Raw genomic sequence first — 20,168 nt, forward strand, 5'->3', positions numbered from 1 at the left:
GTTATTCCGTGGGGCGCGCCGCGCCGCTGGTCAGCGGGCCTGGGCGGGGTGGCGCTCGCCGAGGGTCCGGTTCGGTGCGCACCAGCCGCACGGGGTGAACCCGAGCTCGACGGCCTCGCTGACGGGCAGCGGGATCACCGGGCGTCCGGTGAGCGCGCGGCAGGTCTGCACGTGGTAGCGGGGGTGTTCGTCGATGACGAGCACCTCGTCGGGCAGGCGCGCGGCGAGTGCAGCGAGGGTCGGGTCGCGCGGCTCCTCCGGGGAGTCGCCGTCCGTCCCGGTGGGCGCGTCGGCCCCGGCGGTGTCGGCCGGGGTGCCGTTCGTGTCCGCGCCGGATCCGGCGGGCGTGCCCGCGGGTGTCCCGGCCCGGGTGTCGTCGGCCGGGGCCCCGGAGCCCGCGGCCGCGGCGCCCGCGGGCACGGCGGCGTCGGGAAGGCCCGCACCGGACGGGCTGCCCCCGCCCGGACCACCGGGTGCGCCCGCGGCGCGGGTCGCCGTGGTGGCGTCGGCCGCTCCGGGGGTGCGGGTCGCCGTGGTGGCGTCCGCCGCTCCGGGCGTGCGGGTCGCGGTGGTCGCGTCCGCCGCTCCCGGGACGTGGTCCGCCGTGGTCGCGTCCGCCGCTCCCGGAGCGCCGTTCGCGGTGGTCGCGTCCGCCGCTCCCGGGGTACGGGTCGCGGTGGTCGTGTCGGAGGGGCCGGACCGGCCCTCCGGGATGTCCGGCCGGTCGGATTCGGCGGCGGGCGGGGTGCCCGTGCCGGTGCCTCCCGTGCCGTCGGCGCCCGAGCCGGTACCCGACCCCGAGCCGAAGCCCGGGTCGTCGGCACCGGAGCGTGCTGCCGGGTCGGCGCCCGACCCGCCGTCGCGTCCGGCTGCCACGGCACCGGCCGCCCCGGCGGCGACCGCGCCTGCGGCTGCCGCCGTCACGGCCGACGTCGTGCCGGCGGCGCCGGTTCCGGTCGGCCGCGAGTCGGTCGCCCGCGTCGTCGCCTCGGCGAGCGGCTCCGCGGTGCCGGGTTCGGCGGGGCCGGACCGTGCCGGGTCGCCGCCACGACCCGCACCGCCCTCCCCGTCCGGTCCCGCCGACGCGTCCGGTCCCGCCGGGGCGCCCGCGTGCGACGCGGCCACCCCACTCGGGTCGGCCGCGTCCTCGGCCTCGGAATCGGTCACCGTGCGTGACGAAAGTCCACCCGATCGAGATGCGCCGGGCGGTCCCTCCGCAGAGCCGGACGGCCTGACGACCGGCATCTGGATGGTCTGGTCGGTCGCGTTCTGCGCCGCCTCGGGCGTACCCGAGGCCGCGCCGCTGTCCGGCCGGACGACCGGCAGGACCTGCGTCGCGGGCTCCATGTCGGCGCCGTAGCGCGCCTCCATGTCGGCCCGGTCGGCCCGGTCCGGCGCCGCGGGGGCACCGGTGCCACGACCGGAGGCGTCGGCCTCCGCCCGGTCACCGGCCTTCACCGCGGCACGGGTCTGCCACCAGTCGTAGGCGAGCACCAGGCCCGCGATCAGGCTGATGACCACCGATGTCCACGCCAGTGCCACCACGTGCAGGAACCATCCTGCGAGCAGCAGCACCAGCGCGATGACCACGAGGATCAGGACCAGCACCAGCATCGGCGAACTCCGTCGGTCGGCAGCGGCACCTGTCCGCTACCCGGTCGTCGTCGGTCGTCCCCGGCGCCTCGGCGGCGCCGTGGGGCGGTCAGCTCCCGGTGTCGGCCCGCTGGCCGTACCCGGAGGCGGCGTACCCGCCGTTCGAGCCCGACCTGGTGGCACCGGTGCCGTCCGACGGGGCAGCGGAACCGCGACCCTCCAGGTCACGCAGCTGCGACTCCAGGTAGGTCTTCAGGCGGGTGCGGTACTCCCGCTCGAAGGTCCGGAGCTCGTCGATCTTCTTCTCCAGAACGGACTTGTCGCGCTGGATGGCGCCCATGATCTCGTTCTGCTTGCGCTCGGCCTCACTGACCAGGCCGGACGCCTTCTCGCGCGACTGGCGCTCGAGCGTCTCGGCCCGCGTGCGGGCGTCGTTGAGCATGGTCTCGGCACGCGAGCGCGCGTCGTTGACCAGGCCGTCGGCCTTCGTCCGGGCGTCCGACAGGAGCTGCTCGGACTTGTTCCGGGCGTCCGACAGCATCGTGTCGGCCTCGTTCTTGGCCTCCGCGGTCAGGCGGTCCGCCATCTCCTGGGCGAGGCCCAGGACCTTGGCGGCCTGCACGTGGTGGTCACCGCCGTCGGCATCGGCGGGGCCGGCACCGGCCAGCTGCGGAGCGGGAGCACCCGCACCACGGCCCATCGGCGACGGGGAGGCGGCCAGGGCCTGGGTCTGCGCCGGAGCCGGCTGGCTCCGTGCCTCCTCCAGGTCGGCCTCGGCATCGCCGAGACGCTGCTCCAGCTGCGCGACCTGGTCGCGCAGGTCGTCGTTCTCCCCGATCAGCCGGGCCAGTTCGGCCTCGACCAGATCGAGGAAGGCGTCGACCTCGTCCTCGTTGTAACCCCGCTTCCCGATCGGGGGTTTGCTGAACGCGACGTTATGAACGTCGGCGGGCGTCAGCGGCATCGGATCACCTCATGCGGTCCTCGGCGGCACTCCCGGGTGACTGGGGCTCATCCCAGGAGCTGTGATCTGACGGCGCTCATCGAGATGAACACCACCAGCAACAGAACCATAATCGACAGGTCCAGTCCTACGCCTCCGATACGGACCACGGGGATCACTCTCCGCAGCAACTTGACCGGAGGGTCGGTCACGGTGAAGACGACCTCGAGCGCCACGGCGGGCGCTCCGGCGGGTCGCCACTGGCGCGCGAACGACCGGACCATCTCGACGACGATGCGGGCCGCGAGCAGCAGCCAGAAGAAGAACAGGATGTAGTAGATCAGCGTCAGGATCGGGTCGGCCACGACTCAATCCTGTCGGAAAGCTCCGCGCTCGGCGAGCCTCCGCGCGTCGTCCGCGGAGACCTCGACGTCGGCCGGGGTGAGAAGGAACACCCGGTCGGTGACCTTGTCGATGCTCCCACGCAGGGCGAACGCCAGGCCCGCGGCGAAGTCCACCAGGCGTTTCGCGGCGGCGCCGTCCAGATCCGTGAGGTTCATGATGACGGGCACACCGTCGCGGTAGCGCTCGCCGATGGTGCGGGCCTCGTTGTAGCTGCGGGGGTGCAGCGTCGTGATCGACGCCGGTCCCGCGGCGGCCCGGTCGCGCTGCTCCGGCACCGGCGCAGGGGCCACGACGGGCTCGCTCCGCTCCTCGCGTGCCGGGCCCCGGAGGGTCTCCGGGTCCATCGCCAGCGCCCCGCGGACGGCCGCTCCGGCGCCCCCTCCGAGGGGGGTGGGAAGGCTCCCGCGCTCCGGGACCAGCCCGAGCGTCTCCCGCTCGCCGCGTGGATCCTGCCGCACGGCGCGCGCCGGACGGAGGGTCTCCCGCGCCGGGCGGGCGCCCCAGCCGTCCTCGTAGCGGACCGCGGTCTCGTAGCGGTCGTCGTCGTAGGACGCCTGGTCGGCGAACCGACCGGCCCCGGCGGACCAACGGTCACCGCGCGGGCCGGCGTGGTGCTCGTGGCCGCCCCGGTAGTGATCCGGTTCGTCCACATAGTCCATCTCGTCGGCCGGGACCATGCCGAAGTACGCCTTCAGCCGGTACATCGCGCTCATCCGCTGTCCCCTCGCAGTACTGCTCGACTCCGTACGCGTCCCAACCGCACGCGCACCCCGCGTTCTGGCGACGGTCTCGCCGGCGGTGCGGTGTCCGCCACCTGCTCAGTACCCACACCCACCAGCGATTACTCGGAGGCTATCCGCCGATCCCCCACAAGGGCCGTACCGACACGCACCACCGTCGATCCGTGACCGATCGCCGACTCCAGGTCCCCGCTCATCCCGGCCGACAGGACCGTCGCCCCGGGGTGCCGCCCGACGGTCTCCCGGTGCGCCTCGGCGATCCGCTCGAACGCCGCATCGGGCTCCCAGCCCAGCGGCGCGACGGCCATCAGCCCGGCCAGTTCCAGCCCCGGCAGCTCCGTGACCAGGTCCGTCAGCTCGACGAGCCCCTCCGGGGCGACGCCACCGCGGTCGGCGTCGCCGTCGACGCTGTACTGCACGAGCACCGGCAGCGGGGCGCAGCGCTCCCCCGCGTCGCGGGCCTTCGCGACCTCCTTGTCGATCGCGCGGGCCAGCCGGGGCGAGTCGACGGAGTCGATCCGTGTCACCCACGGGAGCACCGTCCGTACCTTGTTCCGCTGCAGCCCGCCGACGAAGAACCAGTCCGACACGGCGTCCGGGCGCAGCGCCCGGACCTCGTCCACCTTGGACGCCGCCTCCTGCGCGCGGTTCTCGGCGAAGGCGTCCAGCCCGAGGTCGACCAGCGCGGCCACGTCGGCGGCCGGGATCGTCTTGGTGACGGCGAGCAGCCCGACCTCGGAGGGGTCGCGGCCGGCGGCGCGGCAGGCGTCGGCCACCCGCTCGCGGACGGCGGCCAGTCGGTCGGTCAGTTCGCCGACACGGTCGGCGGTGGGGGTGCGGGGATCGGACACGGCGTCCATCGTTCCCGCCCGCGGGGGCGCCCGCGAGCCCCGCGTGGCGTGGATCGCCGGACCGGGGTGCCGGTCAGCGCGGGTCGAGCCAGGTGAGGGCGGCCTGGCGGCCGCAGCGGCCGTCGCGCCGGTGGCTGAACAGGTCCGGGTCCTCGACGGTGCAGCGCGGGTCGGTCGCGACCTTCGTGACGCCGAGGTCGGCGAGGCGGCGGGTGAGCCCGGCGCGCAGGTCCAGGCCGGCGGTGCCGGTGCGGGTGGTGGACGCGCTGCCCGGCAGAGCGGCGTCGACCTCGGCGCGCATGGACGGGGGGACCTCGTAGCAGCGGCCGCAGACCGACGGCCCGAGCAGGACCTCCAGCCGTGCGGGCTGCGCGCCCAGTGCGGTCATCTCGGTCACGACGGCGTCGACGACGCCCGCCGCCGCGCCGACGCGGCCCGCGTGGGCCGCCCCGACGACGCCGGCGACCGGGTCGCCGAGCAGCACCGGCACGCAGTCGGCCGCGAGCACCGCGACACCGAGCAGCGGCACGTCGGTGACGACGGCGTCGACGTCGGCGATGTCCGGGGCGACGCCACCGGTGCCGGGGCGGGCCCGCGGGGGCTCGCGCAGCACGGCGACGTCGCGGCCGTGGACCTGGTTCAGGAACACCAGCCCGGACAGGCCGAGCTCACGCACGACGCGGGCCCGGTTCCCGGTCACCGCGGCCGGGTCGTCCCCGACCCCGGACGACAGGTTGAACGAGGTGAACGGGCCCTCGGACCGGCCACCGGCCCGGGCGGTGGTGACCCGGCGGATCCGCGCGCGACGGGTGCCGCCCGCGCGGGCCGCCGTGGCCGGTGTCGGTGAGTCCGGCACGCGGGTCAGCGCCGCATGAACGGCGGGACGTCCACCTCGTCCTCGACCGGCTCGGCCGGACGCGCCGCGGGGTTCCCGCCGACGGTCCCGTGCTGGGCCGGGGCCGACGTCGGCGAGGCCGGCGCGGACATCGGACCGCTCGGGACGGACGCGCCGTCGCCGCCGTGGTGCTGGGTGTCGCCCTGGCGCGGTGCCGGGGCGGTGGGCTGCGCGGGCGGCAGCGTCCCGGTGCGCTCCGGGGCGTGCGCCGTGGCGGGCAGGTGCGGCGTCGACGGCGTGGTGGCCGTGGTCGCCGCCCAGCGGGCCTGCCCCTGCGGGGCCTGCCCACCGGCCTGCTGCTGGTGCGGCTGGGTCTGCTCGACCTGCTGCGGCGGCGCGGCCTGCGGTGCGGGCTCGGCGGCCTTCTGGGTGGGGCGGTTGAACACCGACGGCTCGAGCTTCTTGTGGGTCGGCGTGCCGCCCTCGAAACCGGCCGCTATCACGGTGACCCGCACCTCGTCGCCGAGCGAGTCGTCGATCACGGTGCCGAAGATGATGTTCGCCTCGGGGTGCGCGGCCTCCTGGACCAGCGACGCCGCCTCGTGGATCTCGAACAGGCCGAGGTCCGAGCCGCCCGCGATCGACAGCAGCACGCCCTGCGCGCCGTCCATCGACGCCTCGAGCAGCGGCGAGTTGATCGCCTTCTCGGCGGCCTGCACGGCGCGGCCCTCGCCGCGTGCGGACCCTATTCCCATCAGCGCCGACCCGGCCCCGGACATGACCGACTTGACGTCGGCGAAGTCGAGGTTGATCAGGCCGGGCGTGGTGATCAGGTTGGTGATGCCCTGGACACCGGAGAGGAGCACCTCGTCGGCGGAGCGGAAGGCGTCCATCAGCGAGACGCCGACGTCGCCGAGCTGCAGCAGCCGGTCGTTCGGGATGACGATGAGGGTGTCGCACTCGTTGCGGAGCGCCTGGATGCCCTCCTCGGCCTGCCCGGCGCGACGGCGCCCCTCGAAGGTGAACGGGCGGGTGACGACACCGATGGTCAGCGCGCCGAGCTTGCGGGCGATCGACGCGACGACGGGTGCGCCGCCGGTGCCGGTGCCGCCGCCCTCGCCCGCGGTGACGAAGACCATGTCGGCCCCCTTGAGGACCTCCTCGATCTCCTCGGCGTGGTCCTCGGCGGCCTTGCCCCCGACCTCGGGGTTGGCGCCGGCACCGAGGCCGCGGGTCAGCTCACGACCGATGTCGAGCTTCACGTCGGCGTCGGACATGAGGAGGGCCTGGGCGTCGGTGTTCACCGCGATGAACTCGACGCCCTTGAGGCCGACCTCGATCATCCGGTTGACGGCGTTGACGCCGCCGCCACCGATGCCGACCACCTTGATCACTGCCAGGTAGTTGTGCGGGGGCGTCATGCGCGGCACCTTCCAGTCGCTCGGGGTCCGGGGTTCGGGTGGGTCAAGCTCCGGGTGCCCCGGGCCTTCGGGTGCGCACGCTAAGTGGATTGCGGTGCCCGGGTCCAGCAGGCGCGCCGCACGACGACAACACCCCGCCCGGGTGGTTCGACCTCGCCGCCGGTGGAAACCCGCACGGTCGTCGGACGGTCACCCCCCGCAACCATCGGGCCGGGTGCGGCGGGTCAGCGCTGCCGGACGGTGACCAGCGACGGGCTGGAGACGTCGTAGACGGCGCCCTCGCGCTGCAGCACCGGCCCGAGGACCCGGGCCCGGGCGGCGGCCTGGTCGGTGTCCGACCACGGGCCCCACAGGACGCGCCGGTCCTCGGTGAGCCCCAGCTCGAAGGTGGATCCGCCCCCGCCGAGCGACAGGGTCTGCACCTGGTCGCGGACCGGGACCGGCAGTGCCTGCAGGACGCCGACCGCGGCGAGGGTGGCGGGGTCGTCCGGGGCGACGCGCGGCAGCTGGAGCCGGGGCAGCCGGACGTCGGGCGGGGCGTCGCGGTAGACGAACCCGGTGACGTCGACGAGCTTCGGTCCGTCCGGGGTGTCGAGCAGCGCGGCCGGGGTGCGTTCGGTCACGGCCACCACCAGGGTGTCCGGCCAGGACCGGTCGACCTCCACCGCGGCGACGCCCGGGATGGCCGACACGCGGGCGGCGACGCCGTCGGTGTCGACCGCGGCGAGCGGCACACCGGTCTGGTCGCCCGCGGCGTCCTCGACGTCGCGGACGGGGATCTGGCGGGTGCCGTCGACCCGCACGGTGGCCACCGGGGGGCCGTACCGGCCCAGCGCCCACCAGCCGGCCGCGGACACCCCGAGGAGCACGACGGCGGCGGTGGCCAGCAGGGCGACGAGGCGACGGCGCCGGTAGCGCGGGTCGCGGCTGCGGGACCGTTCGGCCGCGCGGGTCGCCGTGCGCTCCCGGACCGCGGCGGCCGCGCCGCGTCCGCTCCCCCGGCCCGCCGGTTCGGCCGCCTCGCCGGTGTCGGCGGCCCGGTCGTCGGCGTCCTCGGGGTCGTCGGGCTCGTCGTGGCCGTCGGCGGCGGGGGTCCCGGCGGCGGCACGGCGTTCGGCGGCGCGGCGCTCCCGGATGCGACGGGCGCGCTCGGCGGCGCGCCGCTCCTGCTCGGGGTCACGGCGGCCCGGCGAACGGGCACCGTCCCGGGCCCGGTCGTCGCCGGTGTCCTGCTCGTCGCTGCTCATCGTGCCCCCGCTGTGCCGCCGCCGTGTCGCGCGCTCACCCCTCGCCGGCGAGCTCCCGCAGGATCTCCGGCCCGAGCGCGGTGACGTCACCGGCGCCCATGGTGATCACGACGTCGCCGTCGGTCGCGAGCGCGGCGATCGCCGCGGGTGTCCGCTCCCACGAGGGGGCTCGGTGCACCCGCCCGGCCGGCAACGTCACCGCGTCGGTGATGAGCGCCGGACCGACGCCGGGTTCGGGATCCTCCCGGGCACCGTAGACGTCGAGCACCATCACCTCGTCCGCCAGCGACAGCGACGCGCCGAACTCGGCGGCGAACAGCCGGGTGCGCGAGTACAGGTGCGGCTGGAACGCGACCAGGACGCGGCCGCGTCGCCCGTCGCGGACCGGCGCGGCCTCGCGGGCGGCGCGCAGGGTGGCGGCGACCTCGGTGGGGTGGTGGGCGTAGTCGTCGTAGACCGACACGCCGCGGACGCGGCCCTTGAACTCGAACCGGCGCTGCACCCCGCCGAACCCGGCGAGACCCTCCAGCAGCACGGCCGGGTCGGTCCCGACGGCGACGCCGGCGAGGAACGCGCCGAGCGCGTTGAGGACCATGTGCTCGCCCGGGACACCGAGGGTGAGCACGTGCTCGGCGTCGCCGGTGCGGAACCGTGCGCGGCAGCCGGTGCCGTCCGGGGTGAACTCGAGCAGCCGGGCGTCGTGCGGGCCGGTCGCGGTGCGGCCGTAGCGCAGCACGGTGACGCCCGACTCCTCCGCCCGTACCGCGACCTCGGCGGACCCCGGGTCGTCGGCGCAGGCGACGAGGGTGGCGCCGGGGACGAGCCGTTCCAGGAACCGCTCGAACACCGCCCGGTAGGCGGCCTCGTCGCCGTGGTGGTCGAGGTGGTCGGGCTCGACGTTGGTGACGATCGCGACCGACGGGGCGAACGCGGTGAACGAGCCGTCGCTCTCGTCGGCCTCGACGACGAACACGTCGCCGCTGCCGTGGTGGGCGCCCGACCCGGACACCGACAGGTCGCCGCCGATGGCGAACGACGGGTCGGCCCCGGCGTGCTGCAGGGCGACGGTGACCATCGACGTCGTCGAGGTCTTGCCGTGCGTCCCGGCGACGGCGACCAGCCGCCGTCCCTCGGTGAGCGCGGCCAGTGCGACCGCCCGGTGGACGACGTCGTAGCCGCGCTCGCGGGCGGCGGCCAGCTCCGGGTTGGTCTCCCGGATCGCGGTCGAGACGACCACGGTCGGCGGGGTCTCGCCGTCGTGGCGCAGGTGGCCGGCGTCGTGCCCGGTCTCGACGCGGGCGCCGAGCGCGCGCAGCGCGGTGACCGTGCGGGAGTCCCGCGCGTCGGACCCGGAGACGGTGGCCCCGCGGGCGAGCAGGATCCGCGCGATCCCGCTCATCCCGGCGCCGCCGATCCCGATGAGGTGGACGTGGTCGGAGAGCACGCTCACCGGCCCGCCACCTCCATGACGATGCGGGCGATCTTCTCGTCGGCCTCGCCGTGCCCGGCGGCGCGGGCGCGGCGGCCCATCGCGAGGGCCAGGTCGGGGTCGGTGAGCATCGGCATCAGTTCGTCGATCGCGCGTTCGCCGTTCATGTCCTCGTCCTGCACGAGCTTGCCGCCCCCGGCCTCGACGACCGGGCGGGCGTTGAGCGCCTGCTCACCGTTGCCGTGCGGCAGCGGCACGTACACCGCGGGCAGCCCGACGGCGGTGAGCTCCGCGACGGTGGTCATGCCCGACCGGCCGAGGACGACGTCCGCGGCGGCGTAGGCGAGGTCCATCCGCTCGATGTAGGGCACCGGCACGTAGCCGGGCCGCGGATCGGCGGGGGTGCCGTTCTTCCCGTACGCGTGCAGGACCGAGATGCCCCGCTCGGTGAAGGCGGGCAGGGACTCGGCGACCGCGTCGTTCAGGGTCCGGGCGCCCTGGGAGCCGCCGAAGACCAGCAGCACCGGGCCGTGCGGCGGCAGGTTGAAGTACGTCCGGGCCTCCGGCCGCAGCGACGCCCGGTCCAGGGTGGTGATCGAGCGGCGCAGCGGCATCCCGACCACCTCCTCGTTCGCGAGCCCGGTGCCGGGCACCGCGACGCAGACGGCGGAGGCGAACCGCGCACCGACCTTGTTCGCGAGCCCGGCGCGGGCGTTGGCCTCGTGCACGACGATCGGCACCCGGCCGCGGGCGCCGAGGTAGGCGGGCAGCGAGACGAACCCGCCGAACCCGACGACGACGTCGGCCTCGGCCGCCTCGAGCACCTCCCGGACCCGCTTCACCGCGCCCCGGACGTTGCCGGGGAGCTTGAACAGGTCGGCGGTGGGCTTGCGGGGCAGCGGCACCGGCGGGATCAGCTCGAGCGGGTAGCCGCGCGCCGGGATCAGCTGGGTGTCGAGGCCCTTCTCGGTACCGAGCGCGGTGACCCGGGCGCCCGGGACGAGCCGCCGGATCGCGTCGGCGACGGCCAGCGCGGGCTCGATGTGCCCGGCCGACCCACCACCGGCGACGACGACCGACAGGCCGCCCCGCACCGGCGCCGGCGCCTGTTCCCCCGCGGGTCGCGTGGTGGCGGGGCCGAAGGTGCGGGTCGCGTCGGGGCCCGTGGGTCCGGGCACGCCGGGTCCGGGCACGCCGTCGCCCTGCGGGTTCTGCTGCGGGCCGTTCGGCTGGGGGCCGGGTCCCTGAGGGCCGGGTCCCTGGGGGCCGTGGGGCTGCGGGCCGCCGGGGCCCTGGGGGTCACCCGGGCCCTGCGGTCCGGGTGCGACCGGGCCACCGGGGCCCTGCCGGCCGGGTGCACCGGGGCCGCCGGGGCCGTACGGCCCGGGGGTGCCGGGGGCCGCCGGACCGAACCCGCCCGGGCCGACCGGGCGGAACGGGCCGGTTCCCGCGGGACCCGGGCGGCCGGGGCCCGCGTACCCGGGCCCCTGACGTGCGGGGCCCTGCTGACCCGGCGCCTGCGGACCGGGACCCTGAGGACCGGGCCCCTGAGGACCGGGACCCTGCGGACCCGGGCCGGCGGTGCCGGGGCCCTGCGCTCCGGGGCCCTGCTGTCCGGGGGCCTGCTGCCCGGGGGCGGCGGGGTGGTGCGGGCCGGTGCCGGTCAGCGCGTTCGGGCCCGCCGGGCCGGGACGCCCGAACTGCTGCGGGCCGGGACCGCCGGGGAGCGGGCCGGGGCCGGGGGGACCGGCGCCGGGACGTCCGGGCGCGTACGGACCGGGGGCGAACCGGCCGTGCGGCGGGACCGGGCCACGGGGGCCGGTCGCCGACAGCGCGCCCGGCTCGGGCCCGCTCTGCGGACCGGTGGCGGTGACGCCGGCGTGCTCACGCTCGCCGGGCTGCGACGGGCGCTGCTGCGGGGCCGACGGGGGCCGGGCCTGCTGCCACCCGGTGCCCGACGGCCCGTCCGCCGAGGCGGCGGCCGGGAGCCCGGCGGCGTCGCCCGCGGGGTGCGCGACGGTCGGCGGCTCGCCGGCCGCCTGCTCGCGGCGGGCCGGGGTGGATCCGGTGGACTCCGGACCCAGGGTCGCCGGGCCGGGCCGCCGGGGCTCCTGCGGGCCGGGCTGCTGCGGGGTGGCCCGACCGGGGTCGGTCGCCGTGGGGTCCTCGGCCGCTGCGGTGCCCCGGCCGTCGGCGACGGGCTGCGGGCCGGTCCCGGCGTCCGGTCCGGTCGTGTCGACCGGGTCCGGGCCGGTGGCGGCGTCGCTGCGGCCGCCGGGGGCCCGGGTGCCGTCGGTACCGGCGCCGGAGGGCGCAGCACCGTTCACGCCGGCGCCGTGCGGGGCCGCCGCGTGCGGTCCGGTGGTGTGCGGCGTGGCGACGGTGGGTCCGGTGTCCGTCGTCGGCGCGCCGGGGACGTGCGGCCCCGGACCGGCGGGTGCGGGGCCGTCCTCCCCCGGGCCGGTGCGCGGCACGCCGTTCATCGGGGCGCCGGTCGAGCCGTGGTCCGCGGGCGCCGGGCCGCTGCGTGCGGCGCTCCCGCGGGGGGTGAACAGGTCGTCGGCCGCGCCGGGACGCGACGGCATCGCTCCGGGCGGCACCGGTCCCCCGGGCCGGCGGCGCGGCAGGCCGCCCGGCTGCTGTCCGGCGTCGTCGGCGGAGCGCGGTGCGCCGTTCAGGCCGCGCGGCCCACCGTCGGGGACGACGCCGTCCGGGCCGTGGGACACGCCGTTCGGGCCCTGCGGAACGCCCTGGTCCCCGCCCTCGGCGGCGCCGCGCGGGACACCGTTGTGCGGGACACCGTTGTGCGGGGCGCCGTTCTGGGGGGCGCCGTTCTGCGGGGTCCCGTTGCGCGGGACACCGTTGTGCGGGGCGTCGTGGCGGTCGGCACCGTTGCGTGCGGCGCCGTTCCGCGGGACGTCGGTGCGCGGGCCGTCGTGGCGGTCGGCGCCGTCGGGCCCGAGGTCCTCGTGCGCGGCGCCGTTCGCCGGCCGGGCCGCGCCGCGGTCGCCGTGCGCGACGCCGTTCGTCCCCTGCGTCCCGTCCCCGCTGCGCGGGGCGGCGTCCGGGCGGCGGGACTGCGCGTGCGGGTCCCACCCGGTACCGGGCAGCCGCTGCGGACCACGCGGCCCCGGCTCCGCGGACGGCTGCGCCGCGGGGACCTGCGCCGACGGGGACTCCGGAGCAGCGGAGGCACCGAACAGGTCGGCACCCGACGGGGACTCCGTGGGCCAGGCCGGGCGACCGCCCGTGCCACCCGCCCCGTCCGGGCCGCCGAAGACCACACCGTCCGGCCGGACCTCGTGGGGCCCGGGAGCACGGCCGCCCATGGTCGGACGCCGGCCGGGCTCCCGGCCCGAGCCGGTGCCGTCGTTCCCGCCGGTCTGATCCGTACCCGTCACGCTCTCGTGCCCCTTGCGTCGTCCGTCGTGTCCGCTCCCACTCCGGTGGGAGCGCCCTAACGCGCCGCCCACCGCGACACCGGTGCCGGTGCGCGGTAGGGCTGCGGCAACGGCAGGCGCAGCAGCTTCGCCAGCCGCCCCTGCCCGTCCTTCCGGAGCGCGGCGACCGCCTCCGGCTCGTGCCGGGCCGCGTTCGTGAGCAGCCCGAACAGGAACATGGTCACCACCAGCGAGGTACCGCCGGAGGAGATCAGCGGGAGCTGCAGCCCGGTCACCGGCAGCAGTCCCACGACGTACCCGATGTTGATCGACGCCTGCACGACCAGGCCCGCCGTCGACGTCGCGACGACGATCCGCAGCCACGGGTCGGTGTTGCGGGCGGCGATCCGCATGCCGGTGTAGGCCAGCGTCGCGAAGAGCGCGAGTACCGCACCCGCCCCGACCAGGCCCAGCTCCTCGCCGATGATCGCGAAGATGAAGTCGTTGTGGGCGTTGGGCAGGTAGTCCCACTTCGCCCGGCCCTGGCCGAGGCCGACGCCGAACAGGCCGCCGTCGGCGAGCGCGTAGAGCGCCTGCGTCGCCTGGTAGGCGGGGCCCAGCGGGTCCGCCGACGACGACAGGAACGCCGTGATCCGGCTGGCCCGGTACCCGGCGGTCAGCCCGAGGATCACCGCGCCGGCCAGGCCGCCGCCCGCGATCAGCGCGAGCAGCTTCACCGGGGCGCCGCCGAAGTACAGCAGCGCGAACATGATGATCCCGACCGAGATCGTCATGCCGAGGTCGGGCTCCAGCACGAGCAGCGTGAAGATCACCAGCGTCACCGGGACGACCGGGTTGAGGGCGTGCTTCCAGCGGTGCATCACCGCGCGGCGGGCGGCGAGCACGTGGGCGCCCCACAACGTCAGCGCGATCTTCACGCCCTCCGACGGCTGCAGCGAGACCGGGCCGAACGCGAACCAGGACCGGGCGCCGCCGCGCAGCGCGCCGATCCCCGGGATCAGCACCAGGACCAGCGCGACCAGGCCGATGATCAGCAGCACCGGTGCCGCGGCGCGCAGGCGGCGCGGGGGGACCCGCAGGCCCACGTAGAACAGCACCAGCCCGACCGCGCAGAACATCAGCTGGCGGGTGAACACCGAGTACGACGAGCCGTCGCCGACCGACGACGCGGACAGCACCATCACCAGCCCGAACAGGGTCAGCAGCCCGAAGACGCCGAGGATCAGGTGCAGCGAGGTCAGCGGGCGGCGCAGCCAGCGCCGCAGCCGCCGCACGGCCCCGCGGGTGCCGGTGACGGCGGCCTGGCCGAGCGTGCGGTCCGGCGCGGCCGGGCTCACCGGGACACCCCGGCGGCGGCCAGGCCGGCGACGGCGGCGGCGAACGCGTCGCCGCGGTGGGCGTAGTCGCGGAACTGGTCCATCGAGGCGGCGGCCGGGGCGAGCAGCACGACGTCGCCGGGGCGGGCCAGGCCGGACGCGCGGCGGACCGCGGCCGGCATCGGGTCCTGCAGGTCGGAGGGCGCCATCGGACCATCGTGTCCCGGCGCGACCTCCTCGACCGGGAGGCCGGGCGCGTGTCGCGTCAGCGCCTCGACGATCGGTGTCCGGTCCGTCCCGATCACGACGATCCCCGCCAGCCGGTCGGCGTGCGCGGCGGCGAGCAGGCCGAGCTCGGCCGGGTCGACGCCCTTGAGCAGCCCGCCGACCACCCAGACGGCGCGGGCACCGGGCCGCCGGGCGGCGACGGCGGCCAGCGCGGCCCCGGCGGCGTGCGGGTTGGTCGCCTTGGAGTCGTCGAGGTAGGTGACACCGGCGTGCTCGCCGGCCGGGGCGCTGCGGTGCGGGCCGGGGGTGAACGCCGCCAGGGCGGCGCCGATGTGCTCCGGGTCGACACCGTGCGCGCGGGCCAGCGCGGCCGCGGCGAGCGCGTCGGTGACCCCGGGCGGCCCCGGGGGGACGACGGCGTCGGCGTCGAGCAGTGCCCCGCCGCCGAACGCGCGGTCGGTCAGCACCCCGTCGGCGACGCCGAGCTGGTCCGGTCCGGGCGGGCCGAGGGTGACCCCCACGCGTCGCGGCGCCGGGGACTCCCCGAGCAGCCGTGCGGCCACCGGGTCGTCGATCCCGCCGACCGCGACGTCGCCCAGCAGCGCGCGCGCCTTGGCCGCGGCGTAGGCGTCCATCCCGCCGTGCCAGTCCAGGTGGTCCTCGGCGACGTTGAGCACCACGCCCGCGGCCGGGCGCACCGACGGCGACCAGTGCAGCTGGAAGCTCGACAGCTCGACCGCGAGCACCGCGTGGCCCGCCGCGACCGCGGTGACCACCGGGTGGCCGATGTTGCCGCAGGCGACGGCGTCGACCCCGGCGCGCGCGAGGACGGCGGCGAGCATCTCGGTGGTGGTGGTCTTGCCGTTGGTGCCGGTCACGACCAGCCACGACGGCGGTGTGTCGCGCAGCGCGCCGAGCCGCCAGGCGAGCTCGGGCTCCCCGATGACCTCGACGCCGAGCCCGGCGGCCTCGGCGACCAGCGGGTGGTCCGGCCGGCGCCCGGGCGAGGTGACGACGGTGCGGACCCCCTCGGGGATCCCGCCGCCGCGCCACGGCTCGACGCCGTCGGGCAGCGCGGACAGCGCGTCGGCGCGGTCGTCGGACAGGAGCACCCGGGCCCCCGCGTCCACCAGGGCCGTCGCGGCCGCGAGGCCGGAGACGCCGGCCCCCGCGACCAGGACGGGGTCCCCGCCGAACGGGCCGCTCACCCGGAACCCGACATGGACAGCCACTCGGAGTAGAAGATGCCCAGCCCCATCGCCGCGCAGATCGCGGCGAGCAGCCAGAACCGGATGATGACGGTCGTCTCGGCCCATCCGGCGAGCTCGAAGTGGTGGTGGAACGGCGCCATCCGGAACAGCCGGCGTCGCGAGGTGCGGAACACGATGATCTGCAGCGACACCGACAGCGCCTCGACGACGAACACGCCGCCGATGACGACGAGCAGCAGCTCGGTGCGGGTCACCATGGACAGCCCGGCGAGCAGGCCGCCCAGCGCGAGCGACCCGGTGTCGCCCATGAAGATGCGGGCCGGGGCGGCGTTCCACCAGAGGAACCCGATGCAGCCGCCCATCGCGGCGGCCGCGACCAGGCCGACGTCGAGCGGGTCGCGGACCTCGTAGCAGCCCGCGGTCGCGGCGATCGCGCAGTTGTTGCGGAACTGCCAGAACGCGATGATCACGTAGGTGCCGAGCACCATCGCGGCGGTACCGGCGGCCAGGCCGTCGAGGCCGTCGGTGAGGTTCACCGCGTTCGACCAGGCGGCGACGATCAGGTTGCACAGCAGCACGAACCCGACGACGCCGAAGCTCAGCACCGTGATGTCGCGGACGAACGACAGGCTCTCCGAGGCGGGGGCGAGGTTGCGCTCGTTCACGAAGCGCACCGCGAGCACACCGAAGATCGTCGCGGTCAGGACCTGGCCGACGATCTTGGAGGTCTTGTTCAGGCCGAGGTTGCGCTGGCGGCGGATCTTGAGGAAGTCGTCGAGGAACCCGACGACGCCCAGCGCGGTGGTCAGGAACAGCACCAGCAGCGCCGAGGCCGTGATCGGCTCCCGGGTGAACGCGTGCGAGCCCAGGTAGCCCACCCAGATGGCGAGCAGGATCGCGACGCCGCCCATCGTCGGCGTACCGCGCTTGGACTGGTGGCTCTGCGGGCCCTCCTCGCGGATCTCCTGCCCGAAGCCCTGCCGCGCGAAGAAGCGGATCAGGTACGGGGTGAGCAGGATCGACACCGCGAGCGCGAGACCCGCGGCCAGGAACAGGCCCCTCACCGGCACACCAGTCCTTCGGTCGTCAGCAGGCCGGCGGCGAGCCGCTCCAGCCCGGCGCTGCGGGAGGCCTTGACCAGCACGACGTCGCCGGGCCGGGTCCGCTCCCGCAGCAGGGTCAGGGCGGCGGGCACGTCGGCGACGTGCTCGGCGCCGGGCCCGTAGTCGGGTGCGCCGACGGCGACCACCCGGGCCCCGGCGGCGCGGGCGTTCTCCGCGGCCGCGGCGTGCTCGGCGGCCGCGCCGTCCCCGATCTCGGCCATCGGGCCGAGCACCGCCCAGGCCCGGCGGTCCGGACCGGCGATCTGCCCGAGTGCGGCGATCGCGGCGCGGACGGACTCGGGGTTGGCGTTGTAGGCGTCGTTGACGACGGTCACCCCGTCGGCGCGGTCGGTGACCTCCATCCGCCAGCGCGACGCCGGCGTCGCGGCGGACAGCGCCGCCGCGATCCCGTCGGGGGTGCCGCCCAGCTCGAGGGCGACCGCGGCGGCGGCGAGGGCGTTGGAGACCTGGTGCTCCCCCACCAGCCGCAGCGCGACGTCGGCCGACCCGGCCGGGGTGACCAGCCGGAACGACGCGCGGCCCGCGGTCAGGGCGACGTCGGTGGCCCGCACGTGCGCGTCCGCGGCGCGGCCGAAGGTGACGACCCGGGCGGTGGTGCGGGTCGCCATGGCGGCGACCAGCTCGTCGTCGGCGTTGAGGACGGCGACGCCGCCCCGGCCGCCGGGCAGGTCACCCGGCGGCAGCGCCTCGACGAGCTCGCCCTTGGCCGTGGCGATCGCGGCGCGGGACCCGAACTCGCCGAGGTGGGCGGAGCCGACGTTGAGCACGACCCCGATCCGCGGTGGCGCGACCGCGCACAGCGCGGCGATGTGGCCGATCCCGCGGGCGGAGAACTCCAGCACGAGGTTGCGGGTGCCGGCGTCGGCGCGCAGCGCGGTGTACGGCGTGCCGAGCTCGTTGTTGAACGACTCCGGCGGCGCGACGGTCGGCCCCAGCGGGGACAGCACCGCGGCCAGGAGGTCCTTGGTGGAGGTCTTGCCCGCCGACCCGGTCACGCCGACGACGGCGAGCCCCGGCAGGGCGCCCAGCACGTGCCGGGCGAGGCGGCCCAGCCCGGCCAGGACGGCGGCGCCGGTCCCGTCGGGGTCGACCGCGCCGAGGTAGGTGTGGCTGTCGCGGACCTCGACCGGCGGCACGACGACCGCGGGGGCGTCGACCTCGCGGCCCGCCAGCACCGCGGTCGCACCGCGGGTGACGGCCTGCGCGGCGAAGTCGTGGCCGTCGGCCCGCTCCCCCGGCAGCGCCAGGAACAGCCCACCCGGCCCGATCCTCCGGGAGTCGAACTCGACGGCGGTGACCGGCGCGGCGGCGGCCTCCTCGTCGATGCGGTGCAAGCGGCCGCCGGTCACGGCCGCGATCTCCGCCGGCGTCATCTCGATCATCGCCCGCTCGCCTCCACCGGTCCGATCCGTCCTCCTGCCCGTGCGCGGTCCGTGCCGGGTGCCGGCACGCCCTGCCCCGTCGCCCCGCGGCGCGTCACCTCGCCGCCCGGATCGCCGCCACCAGCTCGTCGGTGTCGTCGAACGGGTACTTGACGCCGTTGATCTCCTGGCCGGCCTCGTGGCCCTTGCCGGCGACCACCACCGCGTCGCCCGGGCGGGCCGAGCGGACCGCGTAGACGATCGCGCTGCGCCGGTCGCCGATCTCGATGACGTCACCGCGGGCGGGCTCGCCGAACGCGCCGTCGAGCATCGCCCGGCGGATCGCGCCGGGCTCCTCGCTGCGGGGGTTGTCGTCGGTCACGACGAGCACGTCGGACCGGATCGCGGCGGCGGCGCCCATCAGCGGACGCTTGCCGGTGTCGCGGTCCCCGCCGCAGCCGAGCACGGTGATCACCCGTGCATGCGGGCGGACCTGGCGGCGCAGTGCGTCCAGCAGCGCGGCGACGGCAGCGGGCTTGTGCGCGTAGTCGACCACGCCCAGCCAGGGCTGACCGGCGTCGACGCGCTGCATCCGGCCCGGCACCGACGCCCGGGCGAACCCGTCCGCGGCCACCTCGGGGTCGATCCCGTCGGCGTCGAGCACGGCCAGCGCGACGAGCGCGTTCGCGACGTTGTAGCGGCCGGGCAGGCTCAGCGTGACCGGCACCGCGAGCCCGCCGGGACCGACCGCGGTGAAGGTCTGGGTGCCGTCGGGGTGCGCGACGAGGTCGCGGACCGTCCAGGTGGCGTGCGCGCCGCGCGGGTCGGAGGAGACGGTGACCGCGTCCCGGTGGCGGGCCGCCAGCCGGCGGCCCCACTCGTCGTCGACGCAGACCACGCCGTGCCGCGCGGCCTCCACGCCCGCCCCGCCGCCGCCGAACAGCCGGGCCTTGGCCTCGAAGTAGTCGGTCATCGTAGGGTGGAAGTCCAGGTGGTCCTGGGACAGGTTGGTGAAGGCACCGGCGGTGAACCGGGACCCGCCGACCCGGCCGAGCGCGAGCGCGTGGCTGGAGACCTCCATGGCCACGTCGGTCACGCCGGCCTCGACCATGACTGCGAACAGCGCCTGCAGGTCCGGTGCCTCGGGGGTGGTGAACGCGCTGGGCAGCGCCCGGGCCGGGTGGCCGGGGACCTGGACCCGGGTCCGCACGGTGCCGAGCAGACCGGTGGCCCGCCCGGCGGCGGTCAGGCCCGCCTCCAGCAGGTGCGCGACGGTGGTCTTGCCCGAGGTGCCGGTCACCCCGAGCACCCGCAGGCGGGCGGTGGGCTCGCCGTAGACGGCGGCCGAGACCGGGCCGAGGACCTCGCGCGGGTTCGGGTGCACCAGCACCGGGAGCCGGGAGTGCCGGATCTCCGCGCGGTCCGCGCCGGCTGCGTCGGTGAGGATCGCGCCGGCGCCGGCGGCGATGGCCTGCGCGGCGAAGTCGGCGCCGTGGGCGCGGGCGCCGGGCAGCGCCGCGAACAGGTCGCCGGGGCGCACCGATCCCGCCCGCAGGGTGGCGCCGGTGACGGTGTGCGGTCCGGCCGCGGGGTCGAGCAGCGGGCCGGGCCCGCTGCCCGCGGTGCGCGGGTTCAGCTCGGCGCCGGCGAGCCGCCCGAGCAGGGCGACGTCGACCGGGCGCACCTGCGACGGGCGGTCCGGCAGCGACTCGAGGGATCCCGCCACGTCACCCGTCCCCGTCCGGTCGCCCTGCACACCACCCGGCCCGCCGCCGAGCGCGGACCCGCCGGTGCTCCGGGAGCGGGCGGTGGCTGCGGTGTGGAGGTCGGGCACAGGGCCGGAGGTTACCGACCGGCGCGGGCCGCCCCTCGTCCCGGTCAGGCGCCCGCGACCGCTCGCGGAGGCGGTCGCGGCGGGCGGCGGAACGTCGACCGGCACACGGCCGTCCGACGAGCCGGATACGGCCATCCGGCGCAGGTTCCGGGCCGGTGGGCGGCTCGTCGGGCGGGGTGCACGGCGGCCCGGCCGGCACCCGTACGGGTGAGCGGCGGCCGGGACCGTC

General features: G+C 76.8%; 15 protein-coding genes. All 15 read right to left on the minus strand.

The features are described 5' to 3' along the window. Positions 1–30 precede the first annotated feature (30 nt). On the minus strand, positions 31–1,614 hold the full coding sequence (locus DMP17_RS15970; RefSeq protein ID WP_337829926.1) for a hypothetical protein: 1,584 nt from the start codon (positions 1,612–1,614) through the stop codon (positions 31–33). An 88-nt stretch (positions 1,615–1,702) separates the two neighbouring features. Next, positions 1,703–2,557, minus strand: coding sequence for a DivIVA-like cell division protein Wag31 (wag31, locus tag DMP17_RS15975; RefSeq protein WP_073573917.1), 855 nt, complete (start codon positions 2,555–2,557; stop codon positions 1,703–1,705). 47 nt (positions 2,558–2,604) lie between these two features. Next, complete coding sequence (locus DMP17_RS15980) at positions 2,605–2,901, minus strand: YggT family protein (protein ID WP_374203845.1); 297 nt, start codon at positions 2,899–2,901, stop codon at positions 2,605–2,607. A gap of 3 nt (positions 2,902–2,904) precedes the next feature. Then, entirely contained in the window at positions 2,905–3,654 is a 750-nt protein-coding gene (locus DMP17_RS15985; RefSeq protein ID WP_226356233.1) for a cell division protein SepF, read from the minus strand. A gap of 128 nt (positions 3,655–3,782) precedes the next feature. Continuing rightward, a complete protein-coding gene (locus DMP17_RS15990; protein WP_443217890.1) occupies positions 3,783–4,541 on the minus strand; it encodes a YggS family pyridoxal phosphate-dependent enzyme in 759 nt (252 codons plus the stop codon). A gap of 64 nt (positions 4,542–4,605) precedes the next feature. Continuing rightward, the gene (gene pgeF / locus DMP17_RS15995; RefSeq protein ID WP_337829928.1) at positions 4,606–5,388 is read right to left on the minus strand and encodes a peptidoglycan editing factor PgeF; all 783 of its coding nucleotides are present in this window, start codon (positions 5,386–5,388) and stop codon (positions 4,606–4,608) included. Positions 5,389–5,393: 5 nt separating this feature from the next. Then, on the minus strand, positions 5,394–6,788 hold the full coding sequence (ftsZ, locus tag DMP17_RS16000; RefSeq protein WP_226356230.1) for a cell division protein FtsZ: 1,395 nt from the start codon (positions 6,786–6,788) through the stop codon (positions 5,394–5,396). 224 nt (positions 6,789–7,012) lie between these two features. Next, complete coding sequence (locus DMP17_RS16005) at positions 7,013–8,035, minus strand: cell division protein FtsQ/DivIB (protein ID WP_337829929.1); 1,023 nt, start codon at positions 8,033–8,035, stop codon at positions 7,013–7,015. A gap of 34 nt (positions 8,036–8,069) precedes the next feature. After that, entirely contained in the window at positions 8,070–9,434 is a 1,365-nt protein-coding gene (gene murC / locus DMP17_RS16010; RefSeq protein ID WP_443217963.1) for a UDP-N-acetylmuramate--L-alanine ligase, read from the minus strand. A gap of 47 nt (positions 9,435–9,481) precedes the next feature. Beyond that, positions 9,482–10,558 carry a UDP-N-acetylglucosamine--N-acetylmuramyl-(pentapeptide) pyrophosphoryl-undecaprenol N-acetylglucosamine transferase gene (locus DMP17_RS16015; RefSeq protein ID WP_226356706.1) on the minus strand — a complete coding sequence of 359 codons (1,077 nt, stop codon included), beginning with the start codon at positions 10,556–10,558 and terminating at the stop codon, positions 9,482–9,484. Between the two features lie 2,363 nt (positions 10,559–12,921). Continuing rightward, a complete protein-coding gene (gene ftsW, locus DMP17_RS16020) occupies positions 12,922–14,202 on the minus strand; it encodes a putative lipid II flippase FtsW (RefSeq protein ID WP_226356227.1) in 1,281 nt (426 codons plus the stop codon). Then, the gene (gene murD, locus DMP17_RS16025; protein ID WP_337829931.1) at positions 14,199–15,641 is read right to left on the minus strand and encodes a UDP-N-acetylmuramoyl-L-alanine--D-glutamate ligase; all 1,443 of its coding nucleotides are present in this window, start codon (positions 15,639–15,641) and stop codon (positions 14,199–14,201) included. The genes ftsW and murD overlap by 4 nt, the downstream gene beginning before the upstream one ends. Next, entirely contained in the window at positions 15,614–16,684 is a 1,071-nt protein-coding gene (mraY, locus tag DMP17_RS16030; RefSeq protein ID WP_062404548.1) for a phospho-N-acetylmuramoyl-pentapeptide-transferase, read from the minus strand. Before mraY ends, murD begins: the two co-directional genes overlap by 28 nt. Next, positions 16,681–18,126 carry a UDP-N-acetylmuramoyl-tripeptide--D-alanyl-D-alanine ligase gene (locus tag DMP17_RS16035; protein ID WP_337829932.1) on the minus strand — a complete coding sequence of 482 codons (1,446 nt, stop codon included), beginning with the start codon at positions 18,124–18,126 and terminating at the stop codon, positions 16,681–16,683. The genes mraY and DMP17_RS16035 overlap by 4 nt, the downstream gene beginning before the upstream one ends. Positions 18,127–18,220: 94 nt before the next feature. Further along, positions 18,221–19,831 (minus strand): UDP-N-acetylmuramoyl-L-alanyl-D-glutamate--2,6-diaminopimelate ligase, encoded by a 1,611-nt coding sequence (locus DMP17_RS16040; RefSeq protein ID WP_443217964.1) that lies wholly within the window; start codon positions 19,829–19,831, stop codon positions 18,221–18,223. Between the last annotated feature and the right edge of the window lie 337 nt (positions 19,832–20,168).

The organism is Pseudonocardia sp. TMWB2A (assembly GCF_017312135.1).

What these genes read in the sequence shown, in the direction of transcription:
- DMP17_RS15970 (WP_337829926.1), bottom strand. Translation starts at nt 1,614, where the DNA reads ATGCTGGTGCTGGTCCTGATCCTCGTGGTCATCGCGCTGGTGCTGCTG.
- wag31 (WP_073573917.1), bottom strand. Translation starts at nt 2,557, where the DNA reads ATGCCGCTGACGCCCGCCGACGTTCATAACGTCGCGTTCAGCAAACCC.
- DMP17_RS15985 (WP_226356233.1), bottom strand. Translation starts at nt 3,654, where the DNA reads ATGAGCGCGATGTACCGGCTGAAGGCGTACTTCGGCATGGTCCCGGCC.
- DMP17_RS15990 (WP_443217890.1), bottom strand. Translation starts at nt 4,541, where the DNA reads ATGGACGCCGTGTCCGATCCCCGCACCCCCACCGCCGACCGTGTCGGC.
- ftsZ (WP_226356230.1), bottom strand. Translation starts at nt 6,788, where the DNA reads ATGACGCCCCCGCACAACTACCTGGCAGTGATCAAGGTGGTCGGCATC.
- DMP17_RS16005 (WP_337829929.1), bottom strand. Translation starts at nt 8,035, where the DNA reads ATGAGCAGCGACGAGCAGGACACCGGCGACGACCGGGCCCGGGACGGT.
- murC (WP_443217963.1), bottom strand. Translation starts at nt 9,434, where the DNA reads ATGAGCGGGATCGCGCGGATCCTGCTCGCCCGCGGGGCCACCGTCTCC.
- DMP17_RS16035 (WP_337829932.1), bottom strand. Translation starts at nt 18,126, where the DNA reads ATGATCGAGATGACGCCGGCGGAGATCGCGGCCGTGACCGGCGGCCGC.